We start from the raw sequence: 15192 nt of genomic DNA, 5'->3' as shown, positions 1-15192 counted from the left end.
GGGTCTTTTTTCTTCCCCTCCTTGCCCATCGCCCACATGATGGGCGGGGAAGGAGTGCTCATGGACCTCTACACCACATACGGAAGCAACGACCTGCCGCGGGCTATCCGCTTTTATGATGCGATCTTCGCAGTTCTTGGTCAGCCACGCCTGCCCGGATGGATCGACGGTTGGGCTGGATGGGGCGCCGATCCCGACAGCGGGACCGGCTTTTGGATCTGCAGACCTTTTGATGGAGCCCCCGCCAGTACCGGCAATGGCACGATGATCGCCTTTCCCGCTCAGAGTGCCGTTCAGGTTCGGCATTTCCATGCCACGGGTCTGGAAAACGGCGGCACGGATGAAGGCAAACCGGGCGTCCGACCTCATTACGAGCCCGGTTTCTATGTGGCCTATCTGCGTGATCCTGATGGCAACAAGCTATCCTGTTTTTACTACCATTATGATCCAAAGGAGGATGCGGGCGGTTGATCAACCAGCAGCCAGACGTCGCTTTTCTTCACGGTTGAAAAACAACATGTAGAAGACAGGTGCGGCAACCATGGTCAGGATCGTGGCAAAGGCCAGACCGCCCATGATCGTGACTGCCATGGACACAAAGAACGCATCCGTCAGAAGCGGTGCCATCCCCAGAATCGTCGTGATCGCCGCCAACATTACCGGGCGCAGACGCGAGACAGAGGCCTCAACAATCGCAGGACGCAGGGCTTTGCCAGTAGCGCGGACCAGATCGATTTCTTCCACCAGTACGATGCCGTTCTTGATCAGCATCCCTGACAGACTTAACAGCCCCAATAGCGCTGTGAAGGTGAAGGGCAGGCCTGTTCCAAGCAGACCGATAACCACGCCATTTACGGACATCGGGACCAGTAGCCAGATAATGACCGGTTGCCGGATTGCATTGAACAGCAATACGGAAATCAACACCATAATCAGCAAGCTCAGCGGCAACTGCCGCCCAAGGCTGGCCTGCGCATCGCCTGAATCCTCGAACTCGCCCCCCCATTCCATACGATAGCCGATCGGCAGTTCCATCGCTTCAATGGCACTGCGTACTTCGGAGTGGACCTGCGCGGCGGTCATGTCAGGGGGGATGTCCGCTCCAACCGTGATGGTCAACACTCGGTCACGGCGGTGAACCAACGTATTGAGCGCCTTGTAGTCGAAGCCATCCACCATCTGCTCGATTGGAACGAAACGTTCCGACTGATCGGAGTAAACCACCTGATCGACGATCGAATAGTCCCCATCCGCCGGACGGCGCAAGATGATCGGGATCTGGCGGTCGCGCTCGCGCAAAACGCCGCCCGTGATGCCATCGGTCGAAAACTGCAACGTAGCCGCAATGTCTTCGCGCGATACGCCTGCTGTTTGGGCGCGCTCCGTGGCATAGATCGGCTGCACGGCCAATTCCTGCTCACGCCAGTCGTGATGCACATGTAGCGCATTCGGAGATGCGGCTGACATGCGCTGTACCGCTTCTTCGGCCAGTTGACGCAGAACAACCGGATCACTACCCGAGAACCGAGCCTGGATTGGATCGCCGCCACCGGGACCAAAAATCAGGCGTTTGGTGCGGAACTCGCCTTCGGGGAACTGGGCTGAACCGAACTCCTCAAGATCGGCTTGCAAGGCAGGAATGTCGTCCAAAGCCTCGGTGCGGATGATCATATGTCCATAGCTTGGGTTTGGCTTCTCGGCAGCATAGGTCAACATGAACCGCGTGGCCCCCTGCCCGACGAATGTGGCAACCGAGACGACGTCATCACGTTCGGCCAGCCAGCCCTCGAATACGGCCATATCTTCCGCCGTGCGGGCGATCGGCGTGCCTTGTGGCAGCTTGTAGTGCACGAAGAACAACGGCGTGTTCGAGTTTGGGAAGAATTGCTGTTTCATCAGTCCAAAGCCCGCAAAACAGACGACTGTGACCCCGATCAACCCGGCCACTACCAGCCATCGGAACCGAAGCGCCCAGTTCAGGATTGCACCGTAGACGCGGAACAGGATGCCGCCATAGGCATCCACCTCACCCTCTTTGCCCTGCTTGAAGAAATAGTGTCCGAGCAAAGGTGTCACCGTGATCGCCAGAACCCAGCTCAGCAGTAGTGAAATGCCGATCACGGCAAATAACGAGAACAGGAACTCCCCGGTCGCGTCAGGACTGAGCCCGATCCCGGCGAAAGCCATGATCCCGATCACCGTCGCGCCCAGAAGTGGGATCTGCGTTTTTGACGCAACCTCTTCCGCAGCATCGCGCGAGGATTTTCCCCGCAACATCGAAATCTGCATTCCTTCGGCCACCACGATGGCGTTGTCGACCAGCATCCCCATGGCGATGATCAGAGCGCCCAGCGAGATCCGTTCCATCTCGATCGAGAACATCGACATGAAGAGCAAAGTACCCACAACGGTCAGCAACAGTGTGGAACCCACGACGATGGCCGCGCGCCAGCCCATGAAAATGCCCAGAACCGCGACCACGATGCTGACTGACATGGCGAGGTTCAGCAGGAAGGCGTTCGAGGCCTCATCGACAACAACATGCTGCTGATAGATGGGCAGGATTTCGACACCAAAGGGGATTTCGGAATCCAGTTCGGCCAGTTTGGCATCTGCACGCTGCCCGACTTCGACGATGTTTTCAGTGGCCAGCCCAGCGATACCTAGCGTGAAAGCTTCAGCGCCGTTGAATCGGATCATGATATCGGGATCATTCTGCCGCCCGCGATAGACATCTGACATATCAAACAGATTGATCACCTGCCCCTGCGATCCAACCGACAGGCCGGCGATCGCCGACACGCTGTCCGAGCCCTCGGCCGTCAAGATCGTGGTGCGGTCACTATTGGATCGCAGCGAACCCGAAGCGTTGACCGAGTCCGCGTTTGCGATAGCTTCGTTGATCGCCTGCAGCGGAACGTTCTGATTGACCGAGATCGACAGGTCCGGCTCAATAAAGATCGCCTCATCCGGCAAGCCCTGAACCTCGACATCTGCAACACCGCTTACCGTCAGCAATTCGCGGCGAAGGAAGGTCGCCAGTTCGTGCTTCTCGGCGTCAGAAAACCCTTCTGCCGTAACGGCATAGAACAGGCCGAACACATCCCCGAACCCGTCATTCACATAAGGCGCACCCACGCCCGAAGGCAGACCGCGTGCTGCATCGCGCACCTTGGCGCGCAGACGGGTCCAGATGTCGGGCAACTCACTGCCGTCATAGGTGGATTTAATCTCAACCTCGATCAGCGACTGTCCCGGCTGGTTGACCGAGGTGATGACATCCACCTCGCCCATCTGCTGAATGGCAGATTCCAGCGGTTCTGAAACCTCCAGCGCCACCTGTTCGGCAGTCGCACCGGGGTATTGCGTGGCGATCACCGCCTGTTTGATGGTGAAGGCCGGGTCTTCAAGGCGACCTAGCGACGTGAAACCCCAAATGCCGCCGAACAGGGCAATCAGGATGAACAGCCACGTATAGAGAGGCCGGTCGATCGAAGCGCGTGCGATGCTCATGAAACCGCCCTCAGTTCGAGAAGCCGACAAAGCGGCGGACAGTTTGACCATCGGACAATGCACCCCCACCGGCGACGACGATTTCGTCTCCATCCATCAGGCCGGTGAGCACGCGGACATCACCGCTCTGCGTAGGTTCAACAGTCACGGGAACCCGGCGGACGGTGCCTTCGTCGGCGCCAGCAGGCGAGAAGACCAGAACGCCCAGCGCGCCGCTGGCAACAGCAACTACAGCCGTTGGCGGGATGATGATACCGGTGCGTTCATCCTGCACCTGCACCGTGACGGTAACGGAGGAACCGGGAAGAATCTGCAATCCCTCGGGCGGTGTCAAACCGAACTGGATGCGAAAGGTCTGGCCCACGCTTGAGGATTCAGCATCGAATTCCCTTATTTCCAGCGGAAAGATCTCATCGCTGACAGGGAACTTGGCAGTAATCGTGATGTCGTCCTGCTGTCCGGACCGCTGAAATAGGATTTCGGGCACATCCACCTCAATACGCAGTTCAGACATATCGTGAATCCGCACGATCGGAGTACCCGCAGAAACAGTTGTAAACGCCTCAACTGCACGGCTTGAAACCAGCGCGTCGAACGGAGCGGTCAGCGTCGCATGCTCCAGTTCATACTCTGCATCTCGAACAGCAATCGCAGCCAATTGCGCAGCTGTTTCGGCATCATCGACGGCAACCTGGCTGGCTGCGGTTCCACGCAGACGCGACAGGCGGGCGAGTGTTCGATCCGCCTGATCTTTTTGCAAGCGCGTCCGGTCGCGCTGCAGTTCGAACGGTTCCTGATCAAGGCGGGCAATCAACTCACCCTTTGGGATTACAAAGCCTTCGGTCACAGGCATCTCAACGATCTGCCCTGCGACCTGAAACGCCAGATCAACGGTCTGACGAGCGGCGATCCGACCAAAGAATTGGCGCGAAAAGCCGGGAGAGGTTTCGCTTACCTGCATCAGTTTCACAGGCTTGGCAGGCTCTTGCGCCATGGCAGGCGCAGTCAACAAGGACAGTGCGAGGCAAACAGAGGTCAGGAGTTTCATTTCGTCAATCCCTCGGGAATTCCGGTTTTCAGAATGTTGTCACGGATTTTGTGAGCCAGCCGTGCGAACTCGGCGGTTTCTTCGGTGTTCAGACCCGATGCGTTGTGGAAAAGCTCACCCGCCACGGCCACCAGCATATTGCGGGCCTCTTCGCCCTGTTCGGTCAGCACCAAAAGCCAGGCGCGACGGTCTTCGGGATCACGCTGTCGGGTCAGGTGCCCCGCCAGTTCAAGTGCATCGGCGGTCGCCGTAATCGTTGACGGCACTGTCAACATATCTGCGGCCAGCACTCCCATACGTTTGGGCACATCGAGCTTGATTAGCATGTGGCATTCTTGATGGCTCAGGTCTGTTTCGATGCTGTCAAAGCTCTCTTCCAGTTTCCAATAAAGCGCGTAGACCCCCATCATCGCCTGAATCTCAGGGCTGAGGCGTCCTAACCGCATGCTGATATCGTCTGACATGAATCTTTTCCGAGCGAGTCGCGGCGAAATATACTTCGAATTTTGAACTATTCAAGTTATGAAGCGAGGGGCGATGCATTCCCTTGGGTCAACACATCTTGATCAATACTAATGGGGACTGCATTTTGTGCAGATCATGAACTCAGGGCCAGCCATGTACACTCCTGCCATCACCGGGACCGGTGTCTATACACCAGAAAACATCATCACCAACGCTGAACTGGTGGAAGCGTTCAATGCCTATGCCGACCGGATGAACGTCGAAAACGCGGATGCGATTGCAGCGGGCGACATAGAACCGATGCAGTATTCCTCGGAAGAGTTCATCCTGAAGGCATCAGGCATCGAAAACCGGTATGTGATGGACAAGACCGGTGTTTTGAACCCCGAGATCATGCATCCCGCGCTGCGCCAGCGTAGCGACGACGAGCCTGGGATCATGACCGAGATGGCGGTGGATGCGTGCCTTAAGGCGCTAGCACAAGCGGGGCGCAGCGCCGAGGATGTCGATTTGGTGATCTGCGCCGCTTCGAACCATGAACGTGCTTATCCTGCAATTGCGATCGAGATTCAGCAGGCACTGGGGATCAGCGGATTCGGGTTTGACATGAACGTGGCCTGTTCCTCGGCCACATTCGGCATTCAGGCGGCGGCGGATATGGTGCGCTCGGGCTCGGTCCGGGCGGCGCTGGTCGTCAACCCCGAGATCTGCTCGGGTCATCTCGAGTGGCGCGACCGGGATTGCCATTTCATATTTGGCGATGTCGCGACCGCTACTCTGATCGAGCGGATCGAAGACGCCCGAGGCCCACATTTCGAGATAGTATCGACTCGGTGCGCAACTGCGTTTTCCAACAATATCCGCAACAATAACGGCTTCCTCCGCCGATCGCGCCCCGATGGTCTGGTGGATCGCCGCGACATGCAGTTCACGCAGAATGGTCGCAAGGTGTTCAAAGAGGTCCTGCCCATGGTCAGCAAACATATCAGTGACCATATGGAGGCAGAGGGCATCAGTAGTGATGATCTAAAACGCCTCTGGCTGCATCAGGCCAACAAGACGATGAACGACTTCATCGGTAAGAAGGTTCTGGGGCGTGAGCCAGAACCGGGTGAGCAACCCAACATTCTGCAAGACTACGCCAATACCTCATCCGCCGGGTCGATTATCGCCTTCTCAAAGCATTCCGATGATCTGGATGCGGGCGATGTGGGCCTGATTTGCTCGTTCGGGGCCGGGTATTCGGTGGGATCTGTGATCGTCAAACGGCATCAATAAGCGCGCGCCTTAACTGCGCTGCTGGAATCGCTGCAAGACCAAACCGCTTTCTCAAGAATTATTCAGACGGGCTCAACCGCTCCTTCATCTCTGACCGACACATCGAAACCCGGATGCCCTGTGCATCCGAGTGATGTAGTTATGGGAGCCCGCTGTTATGGGAAATAATATTCGCTTTGGACTGGCCGCGCTGGTTGCTGCACCTTTCATTGGGGTCATGGCGACCGGCGCGGCAATCGCAGAACCGCAAACCTGTACAGTCAACACCGCGCGTGTTGCCGCCAATGAAGGCGATTTTGACACGCTCTGCGGCTGTTCGCAGGTAACGCGAGGATTTGTATCACATCTGCAAACACGATCTGATTTTGCTTCGATTCTGCAGAACACTTCGGCGCAATGTCCCGGGCTGACCCAGCTATTGAGCGATCTGCCCACAGCATCGATCTCTAACACGAATGCCGGGGAAGATCGCAGCAGCGATCCATCCTCCAACTCGGGTGACGCAAACGGAAGCGGAAGTTCGGACAACAGTGGAGGTAGCCCAGGCAACAGCGGAGGAAACTCTGGCGGCAGTAGTGATCCGGGTGATGGCGGAAACAGTCCAGGCGACGGTGGAGGCAAAGGTGGCCACGGCGGAGGTGACAAACCCGGTAAAGGCGGTGGCAAAGGTGGTCACCACGGGGGTGACAAGCCCGGAAAAGGCGGGGGAAAGGGTAAAAAGTAGCCCGAAACCAAGACAGAAATGAAAGGATCTGTGCCTCGCGAGTGGCTCAGGTCCCATTATTGGTCACGAATGGGGACGACTTACCGAGATAGCGCTCTCCCATTTGCCCTGTGCGGGACATTCAGCTAACGCTTTCCTCTTCCAGATGCAGCTTCATCTCAATCAGCACCTGCTGCAGCATACTGGTTTCTTTCAACAGTCGCTTCGCCTCGTTCACCGTGATGATGCCATCTTCTATCGCCGACTGATATTCCGTCATCAGCATGGCAAACCGCTGGCTCAGCGCAATGACATCGGAATTTACCCCGCCCGTACGTGGGCTGTCCGAGTTTCGTCCATCGTAAGAAAGCGTGATATTCTTCAAATCCGCCAATGCCGCAGTCACGTGCGGATAGGCAGCCGCGTTTTCCAACCGGGCAACAGCATCCACCGGCATGAACCGGTCAGAATGTTCTGCGTTGTCTGAATAGTACCTGCCAAGCGTGGCTTTGGATTTCCCGGTGATCTCGCACGCTGCTTCGATTCCGACATCCTTAACCAATGCTTCGGTATGCTTTTTCAGATAGGCCCCGATATCTGCCATTTTGCTACCCTTGTTACCTGCGCCCTGCCCCCTCTGCCTGTCCATGCTGGGGGAAAGGGTAGGGAAATTTCCCATATTCGATTCATAATTGAAATGGCAATAATTGACTATCCCTCAGATATGCAGGGATTTTGTGAGTGAGTGGCGGCCGTTCGAGCCGGTAAAGAGTGTATGCGGGGCAGGATTTTAGCCTTGCATTGTATAGGCCACTTGTAGGCCGACGACGCCGCTGTCGCGAAGGCGAGGTAATCCATCCCCAAGAGCATTTGCTCAACCTCAGCTGTAGCGATGGTGGCGTCGATTTACCCCCATGAGACGTCTTGCCCAGGCAGCACATGCGAATTAGACCCACGGCATGGCAAAGCTCTATTTCAACTATTCGACTATGAACGCGGGCAAATCGACCGTGTTGCTACAGGCCTCGCATAACTATCGCGAACGCGGCATGGATACCTACCTGATAACAGCCGCCATTGACGGACGCGCCGGTGAGGGGCGGATCGCATCAAGAATCGGAATCTCGGAACGAGCGGACAGGTTTCGTCCCGACGACAATGTGTTTGCCATGATCGAAAACCGCCTTACGCAAGGGGGCATCGCCTGCGTATTCATTGATGAAGCCCAGTTTCTTTCGGAAGAGCAGGTCTGGCAACTTGCGCGCGCCGTAGATGATCTGAAGGTCCCAGTGTTGACCTACGGGTTGCGGGTGGATTTTCAGGGTAAACTATTCCCCGGGTCGGCAGCATTGTTGGCTCTGGCCGATGAGATGCGCGAAGTACGCACCATCTGCGAATGCGGGCGCAAGGCGACGATGGTGATTCGTCAGGATGAAAACGGAAACACCATCACCGAAGGGGCGCAGGTCCAGATTGGCGGGAACGAGACTTATGTCTCGCTCTGCCGCAAACACTGGCGCGAGGCGGTGGGTTCCTAAACCGGGTTGGGTAACGTTCGCCCGGCCACGAACGCCGCGACATTGTCCAACGCCATGTGACCCATATCGGTGCGTACCTCTTCGGTCGCGGTGCCGAGGTGGGGCAGCAGAGTCACATTTTCCATGTCACACAAGGCCTGCGGCACCTTGGGCTCGAACTCGTAGACATCCAGCCCAGCGCCAGCAATCTGACCCGCATGAAGCGCTTGGATTAAGGCGGCTTCATCCACAACTTCACCGCGCGCAATGTTTATCACAATGCCCGAGGGCTTCATCGAGGCCAAAATCTGCGCGTTGACCAAGTGTCGTGTTTCAGCTCCTCCGGGGACGGCTATGACAAGAAAATCCACTGCCGCAGCCAATGCATTGAGTTCAGGGATGTACTCTGCTTGGAAGTCCAGCTGTTTTGGACTGCGTGATTGATAGGCAACGGTCATGTCGAATCCGAAATGACACCTCCGGGCAATGGCCTGACCTATGCGGCCCATTCCGATGATGCCCACCTTTTTGCTGGTCACATGTTGGCCCAGCATCTGTGTGGGATGCCACCCCTGCCACTGGCCTGACCTGACCAACCTTTCCCCCTCACCTGAACGGCGGGCCGTCGTGAGCAAAAGTGTCATGGCAATATCGGCGGTGGCATCGGTGACGGCACCCGGCGTGTTGGTAACCGCGACTCCGGCAGCATGTGCGGCGTCCACGTCGATATGATTGTAACCAACGCCGAAATTTGCCAGCAGTTTACAGCGAGGCTCTGGCACCTGAGCAAAGATCTCTGCCACGAACTGATCGCCCAACGTCGGGACCACGACGTCAAATTCAGTCAGCGCCCGCAACATTTCTTCATGCGTCATAGGCGTGGTTTCACTGCGGAATTCCACATCGAATTCGGCACGGGCGCGCACTTGGACAGCCGAAGTCATCGGTCGGGCAATCAGCAGTTTCATCAATGCATCCTTCCACCGATGGGCACAGCGCCATCGGGGCCTATCAACACGATCTCACCGTTTTCGTCAGGAAGACCCAACACCAAAACCTCGGACATGAATTTACCGATTTGGCGCGGGGGAAAGTTGACCACGGCCATCACCTGCTTGCCCACCAGCGTCGCCGGATCGTAGTGCGCGGTGATCTGGGCTGAAGTTTTGCGCTCACCGATCTCACCGCCAAAATCGACCCACAGCTTGATCGCGGGCTTGCGGGCCTCCGGGTACGGCTCGGCGCGTATCACCTCACCTACACGAATGTCGACTTTGAGAAATTCGTCGAATGAAATCTCACTCACGAGACAGCTCCTTGGATCGGTCGGTTGCAGCTTTGACGGCACGATGTAGCAGGTCTGGGAAACCCTCTTCTTCATGCATCAACACCTCCAGTGCGGCCTGAGTGGTGCCGTTGGGAGACGTGACGTTAACTCGCAATTGCGAGGGGTGTTCGTCAGCGGCCATCGCCAACGCCCCTGCCCCGGCGACGGTTGATTTGGCCAACTTCATCGCCAGTTCAGGTGGCAGACCATGCGCTTCGCCAGCTTGCGCCAGTGTTTCGATCAGGTGGAATACATAGGCCGGGCCCGAACCGCTGACCCCGGTGACGGCATCCATCTGCGTCTCATCATCCAATCGAACCGTCTCACCAATGGCCGAAAGCAGGTCTTCAGCCAGTAGGATATCCGCGTTCGAGGTGTTGGCATTCCCAATCAGCGCCGTGATCCCCTGCCGAACCGCCGCAGGCGTATTTGGCATCGCACGGATGATCGGTGTGTTCGCGCCGAGGACGTTTTCGAAGGTGGCCAGTGAGGTACCTGCCGCGACCGAAATGAACAGACTATCACCACCGCCCAGCGCCTGAATGGCGGGCAATGCATCACCCATCATCTGAGGTTTGACAGCGACCAGAACTACCGCAGGAGACTCGGGCAAAGGCGTATTGATGTTGACACCCTGCGCCTTCAGCCAATCCGAGGGGTAAGGATCAATCACCCAAACAGATGCTGCGGGCAGGCCATGTTCCAACCAACCCGCAAGCATTGCTGAACCCATCTTGCCGCATCCCAGAAGCACCAACCCCTGTTCGGCGACGCGCGAGATATCCATGATTGCCCCTCCCCTATGGTTCGGGGCAAAGCTTTACGCGCGGCCGTAGGCCTCTGCAATGGCGACCTGCATCGCTTCTTCGGGGTCTCGGTTTCCCCAGGTCACCAGTTGGATCGCGGGGTAATAGCGCTCGGCGCTCAGTACCGCCGCGGTGATCATGGTATCGATCTGTTCCGGGCTGGCCGTCTGACCACCGGCCAGCACCAAGCCATAGCGATAGACCATCAATTTCTGATTGGCCCAGTAGGTAAACGCCCCGGCCCAACACTGATCATTCATCTTGTTCAGTAGCTCATAAAGCTCGGTTTCGCGCTCGGCCGGAGGCTCCATCTCAAAGGAACACACCATGCGGAGCGTTTCATCGTAATTCGACCAGGCCAAAGTTATCGAATATGTGCGCCACTGTCCTTCGACAGCCATGGCAATCTGATCATCCCCGATCCGGTCAAAATCCCAGTCGTGATGTTCTGCAAGATGTTCAACAATGTCGATCGGATGAAGGTCTTCTTCGAGATACTGCTCGGAAAGGGCCATAATGCCACCTCACTAATCTCTAGCATTTTGGGGCTGGCAGCGCCCCAGCGCTAGTTGCCTGCTCTACAAGCCGGGCTTCCCCAGTCTGCCTGTACTAAATATGGTGCGATGTGAGCACAGGTCTGGCAACCCTATTTATTGGGGATAACAGCAATAAGTTGTGGACAGTTGGCAACGCCGATCAAAATATTGGCATTGGATGCAGCTTTGTCTTGATAAATTTCTGCAGAGCGGCAAAATGCACAACACCGCACAATCCAAGTTCGGATTGCGCGGCGGATGCTTTTACCCAAAATCTTAAATTCCTGCGTACGTTATTTGTCCAGCTTCGCCTCGAGCGCGGCAATTCGCTGTTCAAGTGCACCGTTCTCTTCGCGCGCTTTCTGCGCCATGGCACGCACAGCATCAAATTCTTCACGGGTTACGAAATCCCGGTCGGCCAGCCAGCGATCCATCATTGATTTCATCGCATTTTCGGCCTCTTCTCGTGCCCCCTGCGCCACACCCATGGCATTGGTCATCAGTTGAGACATATCGTCCAGAATCTTGTTACGGGTTTGCATGGGCTTTCTCCGATTTCGCGATTGCTCTCTATATGGGTAAAGATTTGCCCGGGCTCAAGGTTGACTTGCCACGCAAACCCCGGGCAATGAGACGCACATGCAGGCTGTTTTGAATTTCCCCGATCTGTCACCCGAAATTTTCTCGATCTCTCTGTTCGGGATGGAGTTTGCTCTCAGGTGGTACGCGCTGGCCTATATCGTCGGCATCCTGATTGCTTGGCGCATGGCGCTGATGGCGCTCAGGCGGCCTATGCTTTGGGCTGATGACACACCACCGATGCAACCCGATCAGCTTGAGGATTTGGTCACCTGGATCATACTGGGTGTAATTCTTGGTGGTCGATTGGGGTTCGTCCTTTTCTATCAACCCGCATATTATTTTGCGTATCCACTGGAAATTCTGATGGTTTGGCAGGGTGGCATGGCCTTCCATGGCGGCCTGTTGGGCGTGGTGATCGCCACTTATCTGTTCGGCAGGCGCCACGCTATACCGATTCTTTCGCTGGGAGATCTGGTTGCCTACACAGTGCCGCCCGGGTTGTTGCTGGGACGATTGGCGAATTTCACTAATGCCGAGCTTTGGGGTCGACCCAGTGAATTGCCATGGGCGGTGATCTTTCCCGGAACTGCGGCCCAGGATTGTCCCGGCGTTGTTGCGGGGATGTGCGCCCGCCACCCGTCGCAACTGTATGAGGCAGCACTCGAGGGTCTGATCCTCGGGGCGATTCTGATATGGCTGGCCTACCGGCGCGGCGCGTTTCAAAAACCAGGTCTGGTTATGGGCGTATTTCTGGCTGGCTACGGCGCATCGCGGTTTTTTGTCGAATTCTTCCGTCAACCCGATGCGCAATTTGTATCGCCCGGTAATCCGCTAGGGCTGGCGTGGCATGTTGGCGGATATGGATTGACGATGGGGCAACTCTTGTCGCTACCAATGATTGCACTTGGCCTTTGGTTCGCATTTCGGGCACAACGCAGATCATGAACCTGAAGGATCGTCTGCTCCTGCGCATCCAGAATGATGGCCCTATGACCATCGCTGACTACATGACCGAGTGTCTGATGCATCCGGAACATGGATACTACATAACCCGCGATCCGCTGGGCGCTCAGGGCGATTTCATTACAGCGCCTGAAATCAGTCAGATGTTCGGAGAGCTAATAGGACTGTGTCTGGCGCAATGCTGGCTGGTACAAGGCAAACCCGAAAAGTTTGTTCTGGCCGAGCTTGGCCCTGGTCGTGGCACCCTGATGGCAGACATCCTGCGCGCCACTCAAAGTGTTCCTGGCTTTCACAAAGCGGCCGAGATCGCGTTACTCGAAGCTTCACCTGTTTTGCGCGACGTACAAGCCAAGGCACTGCAAGGGTATGAACTTCAGTGGATCGAGGCAATTTCTGATCTTGAAGACCTTCCTCTGTTTCTGGTGGCAAACGAGTTCTTTGATGCCCTGCCCATCCGCCAGTTCCTGCGCGAAGGCGAAGGTTGGCGCGAGAGGTTAGTTGGCAAAAATGGTGCATCGCTTGCGTTCGGTCTTGGTGCGCAATCGGCACAAGCTGCGCTCAGCGGACGTGTCGAGGATACGCAGGACGGAGATCTGGTAGAACTGTGCGCTGCTGCCAGTTCCATTATGTACTCTGTTGCCGGGCAGATCGCTCGTAACGGCGGAGCCGCGCTGATCATCGATTATGGTGACTGGCGCTCGCTTGGCGACACTTTGCAGGCGTTGCAAGCGCATGAACGTGTCGATCCCCTGGATCAGCCCGGTCAGGCGGATCTGACCACACATGTCGACTTTGAGGTCTTGGCGAAGGCGTCTCATGCTTCGGGCTGCGCATATACAAAACTGACCCCGCAGGGGGTGTTTCTTGAACGGCTCGGGATCACTGCGCGCGCGCAATCGCTTGCCGCCCCTCTCAGCGGGTCACAGCTTGAGGCGCTCGTCTCTGCACATCGACGGTTGACGCACCCCGACGAAATGGGAAACCTGTTCAAAGTACTGGGCCTTTATCCGCCAAACGCCACGCCGCCACCGGGACTGGAACCATGACACTGGAAATCATTACCTCAGACATGCTGTCCCCCGTACGACACGGGTTCTTCAGCCGCCGCGGTGGCGCATCTTCTGGTATCTTCGAAGGACTCAACTGCGGAACCGGGTCGACAGATTTGACTGAGGCCGTAGCTTTGAACCGTCGGCGCGTCGCCGACGCGATGGAAGTGGCACCTGAGGCGATGATCGGTGTGCATCAAGTGCATTCGCCGACCGTGATTGCAGTCGATGGTCCGATGACGGGTGACAAACCCAAAGCTGACGCGGTTGTCACATCAACGCCGGGTTTGGCGCTTACAATCTTAACCGCTGATTGTCAGCCAGTGCTGTTCGCCGATCCTGGCGCAAATGTGATCGGGGCCGCACATGCCGGTTGGCGCGGCGCGTTGGACGGTGTGCTGGAATCAACACTCGACGCGATGGAAGCGCTGGGAGCCAGCCGGGATAACACAGTTGCCGTAATCGGCCCCACGATTTCACAACGCGCTTACGAGGTCGGCTCAGAGTTTCTGGACGACTTCCTTGCTGACACGCCTGAGAACGCGCGTTTTTTTGCAAATGGCAAAGGTGACCGGATGCATTTCGACCTGCCCGCCTTTGGCCTGCATCGTCTGCGCGAAGCTGGTATCGGCCAGGCCGAGTGGGTCCGTCACTGCACCTATTCCGACCCCGACAGGTTTTATTCCTACCGGCGCTCGACCCATGCCAAAGAGGCCGACTACGGCAGATTGATTTCCGCTATCAGGTTGTAAATCTGGCCCAGATTAAGGCAGCTTTGCCCAGCTTCTGCCACATTTCTTGTGTTTATCAGAGTCAGAATCGTCTCAAATTTTCGCCAATGCACAGACGGTTACCCCAAGTGGGGTCGTCATGGCATGGGCGGAAGCAACTAAGAGGTACCTGAAACCTTCAATTTGTCCTCAATTCAACCCGGATCAGCCTTATAGGCGCCGCAAATCAGCGTCACATTGGCTTCATAAACGGGAACAGGGCGACCGCCCTATCGAAGCAGGACAATGGATATGAAATCGAAATCACGCTTTCTCAGCGCCGTTTTTGCGGCTGTCAGGGATCAAGAACCAGAAATGCCCTGGAAGCGGGTTTCAAGTCACTCAGTCAGAGTTGCACGCCGTCTGGCGGCGCGACGCTGACACAGCAACCCCAAGAGACCAGCTGCCGGTCTCGGAGGGCAAACGCATACCGGATGAAGCTCCGGTTCGGTGTGTGGGGTCGCAATCAGGACTGCGACCAGGGTTCGGAGCGTGTGTGTGCAGGCAATTGCAGCCTGCGGTTTACGAGTTTGTCTGGGGGGTCAAGAACTTGACCAAAACACTGGTGTTTTCTGATGCGGCGCTGTGCATTCGCGGCGACCGGCCTGTGTTTACCCATCTGATTACAGACAAAG

General features: G+C 56.6%; 16 protein-coding genes. 7 read left to right on the top strand and 9 right to left on the bottom strand.

Annotation, left to right across the window (positions count from 1 at the left end):
• Nucleotides 1-60 precede the first annotated feature (60 nt).
• Nucleotides 61-471: a VOC family protein gene (locus tag ACR0BI_RS12850; RefSeq protein WP_480562424.1), complete on the top strand. Its 411-nt coding sequence runs from the start codon at nucleotides 61-63 to the stop codon at nucleotides 469-471.
• Here ACR0BI_RS12850 and ACR0BI_RS12845 read toward each other — a convergent pair whose 3' ends face one another.
• From ACR0BI_RS12845 to ACR0BI_RS12835, 3 genes are read right to left on the bottom strand one after another with little or no spacing between them, the layout of a single operon-like run.
• The gene (locus ACR0BI_RS12845) at nucleotides 472-3513 is read right to left on the bottom strand and encodes an efflux RND transporter permease subunit (RefSeq protein ID WP_170594597.1); all 3042 of its coding nucleotides are present in this window, start codon (nucleotides 3511-3513) and stop codon (nucleotides 472-474) included.
• 10 nt (nucleotides 3514-3523) lie between these two features.
• A complete protein-coding gene (locus tag ACR0BI_RS12840) occupies nucleotides 3524-4561 on the bottom strand; it encodes an efflux RND transporter periplasmic adaptor subunit (RefSeq protein WP_480562425.1) in 1038 nt (345 codons plus the stop codon).
• Nucleotides 4558-5025 carry a MarR family transcriptional regulator gene (locus tag ACR0BI_RS12835; RefSeq protein WP_170564090.1) on the bottom strand — a complete coding sequence of 156 codons (468 nt, stop codon included), beginning with the start codon at nucleotides 5023-5025 and terminating at the stop codon, nucleotides 4558-4560. The genes ACR0BI_RS12840 and ACR0BI_RS12835 overlap by 4 nt, the downstream gene beginning before the upstream one ends.
• Nucleotides 5026-5179: 154 nt before the next feature.
• On the opposite strand from ACR0BI_RS12835, the gene ACR0BI_RS12830 reads away from it, so the two are divergent.
• Together ACR0BI_RS12830 and ACR0BI_RS12825 are read left to right on the top strand one after the other, a co-directional pair.
• Nucleotides 5180-6304: a beta-ketoacyl-ACP synthase III gene (locus ACR0BI_RS12830; protein WP_480562426.1), complete on the top strand. Its 1125-nt coding sequence runs from the start codon at nucleotides 5180-5182 to the stop codon at nucleotides 6302-6304.
• Between the two features lie 157 nt (nucleotides 6305-6461).
• A complete protein-coding gene (locus ACR0BI_RS12825) occupies nucleotides 6462-7028 on the top strand; it encodes a hypothetical protein (RefSeq protein WP_480562427.1) in 567 nt (188 codons plus the stop codon).
• 121 nt (nucleotides 7029-7149) lie between these two features.
• Here the strand turns inward: ACR0BI_RS12825 and ACR0BI_RS12820 are convergent, their stop codons facing one another.
• A complete protein-coding gene (locus tag ACR0BI_RS12820) occupies nucleotides 7150-7611 on the bottom strand; it encodes a hypothetical protein (RefSeq protein WP_170392365.1) in 462 nt (153 codons plus the stop codon).
• 355 nt (nucleotides 7612-7966) lie between these two features.
• Here ACR0BI_RS12820 and ACR0BI_RS12815 point away from each other — a divergent pair, with 355 nt between their 5' ends.
• Nucleotides 7967-8545: a thymidine kinase gene (locus ACR0BI_RS12815; RefSeq protein ID WP_480562428.1), complete on the top strand. Its 579-nt coding sequence runs from the start codon at nucleotides 7967-7969 to the stop codon at nucleotides 8543-8545.
• Here the strand turns inward: ACR0BI_RS12815 and ACR0BI_RS12810 are convergent.
• From ACR0BI_RS12810 to ACR0BI_RS12790, 5 genes are all read right to left on the bottom strand, one after another.
• Nucleotides 8542-9492: a 2-hydroxyacid dehydrogenase gene (locus tag ACR0BI_RS12810; RefSeq protein ID WP_480562429.1), complete on the bottom strand. Its 951-nt coding sequence runs from the start codon at nucleotides 9490-9492 to the stop codon at nucleotides 8542-8544. The genes ACR0BI_RS12815 and ACR0BI_RS12810 overlap by 4 nt on opposite strands.
• Complete coding sequence (locus ACR0BI_RS12805; protein WP_170661813.1) at nucleotides 9492-9830, bottom strand: tRNA-binding protein; 339 nt, start codon at nucleotides 9828-9830, stop codon at nucleotides 9492-9494. The genes ACR0BI_RS12810 and ACR0BI_RS12805 overlap by 1 nt, the downstream gene beginning before the upstream one ends.
• On the bottom strand, nucleotides 9823-10638 hold the full coding sequence (proC, locus tag ACR0BI_RS12800) for a pyrroline-5-carboxylate reductase (protein WP_480562430.1): 816 nt from the start codon (nucleotides 10636-10638) through the stop codon (nucleotides 9823-9825). Before proC ends, ACR0BI_RS12805 begins: the two co-directional genes overlap by 8 nt.
• Nucleotides 10639-10671: 33 nt before the next feature.
• Nucleotides 10672-11172: a type III secretion system chaperone family protein gene (locus tag ACR0BI_RS12795; protein ID WP_010441802.1), complete on the bottom strand. Its 501-nt coding sequence runs from the start codon at nucleotides 11170-11172 to the stop codon at nucleotides 10672-10674.
• A gap of 314 nt (nucleotides 11173-11486) precedes the next feature.
• Entirely contained in the window at nucleotides 11487-11735 is a 249-nt protein-coding gene (locus ACR0BI_RS12790; RefSeq protein ID WP_170512483.1) for an accessory factor UbiK family protein, read from the bottom strand.
• Nucleotides 11736-11832: 97 nt separating this feature from the next.
• Between ACR0BI_RS12790 and lgt the strand changes: the two genes are divergently transcribed.
• The 3 genes from lgt to pgeF are packed head-to-tail and all read left to right on the top strand — an operon-like array spanning nucleotide 11833 to nucleotide 14539.
• Nucleotides 11833-12720, top strand: a complete 888-nt coding sequence (lgt, locus tag ACR0BI_RS12785; protein ID WP_170512485.1) for a prolipoprotein diacylglyceryl transferase — start codon at nucleotides 11833-11835, stop codon at nucleotides 12718-12720.
• Complete coding sequence (locus tag ACR0BI_RS12780; protein WP_170512487.1) at nucleotides 12717-13784, top strand: SAM-dependent methyltransferase; 1068 nt, start codon at nucleotides 12717-12719, stop codon at nucleotides 13782-13784. Before lgt ends, ACR0BI_RS12780 begins: the two co-directional genes overlap by 4 nt.
• On the top strand, nucleotides 13781-14539 hold the full coding sequence (gene pgeF, locus ACR0BI_RS12775; protein WP_480562431.1) for a peptidoglycan editing factor PgeF: 759 nt from the start codon (nucleotides 13781-13783) through the stop codon (nucleotides 14537-14539). The genes ACR0BI_RS12780 and pgeF overlap by 4 nt, the downstream gene beginning before the upstream one ends.
• Nucleotides 14540-15192 lie beyond the last annotated feature (653 nt).

Source organism: Ruegeria sp. E5 (assembly GCF_056534105.1).
This window is presented reverse-complemented; position numbering and strand designations above follow the sequence as displayed.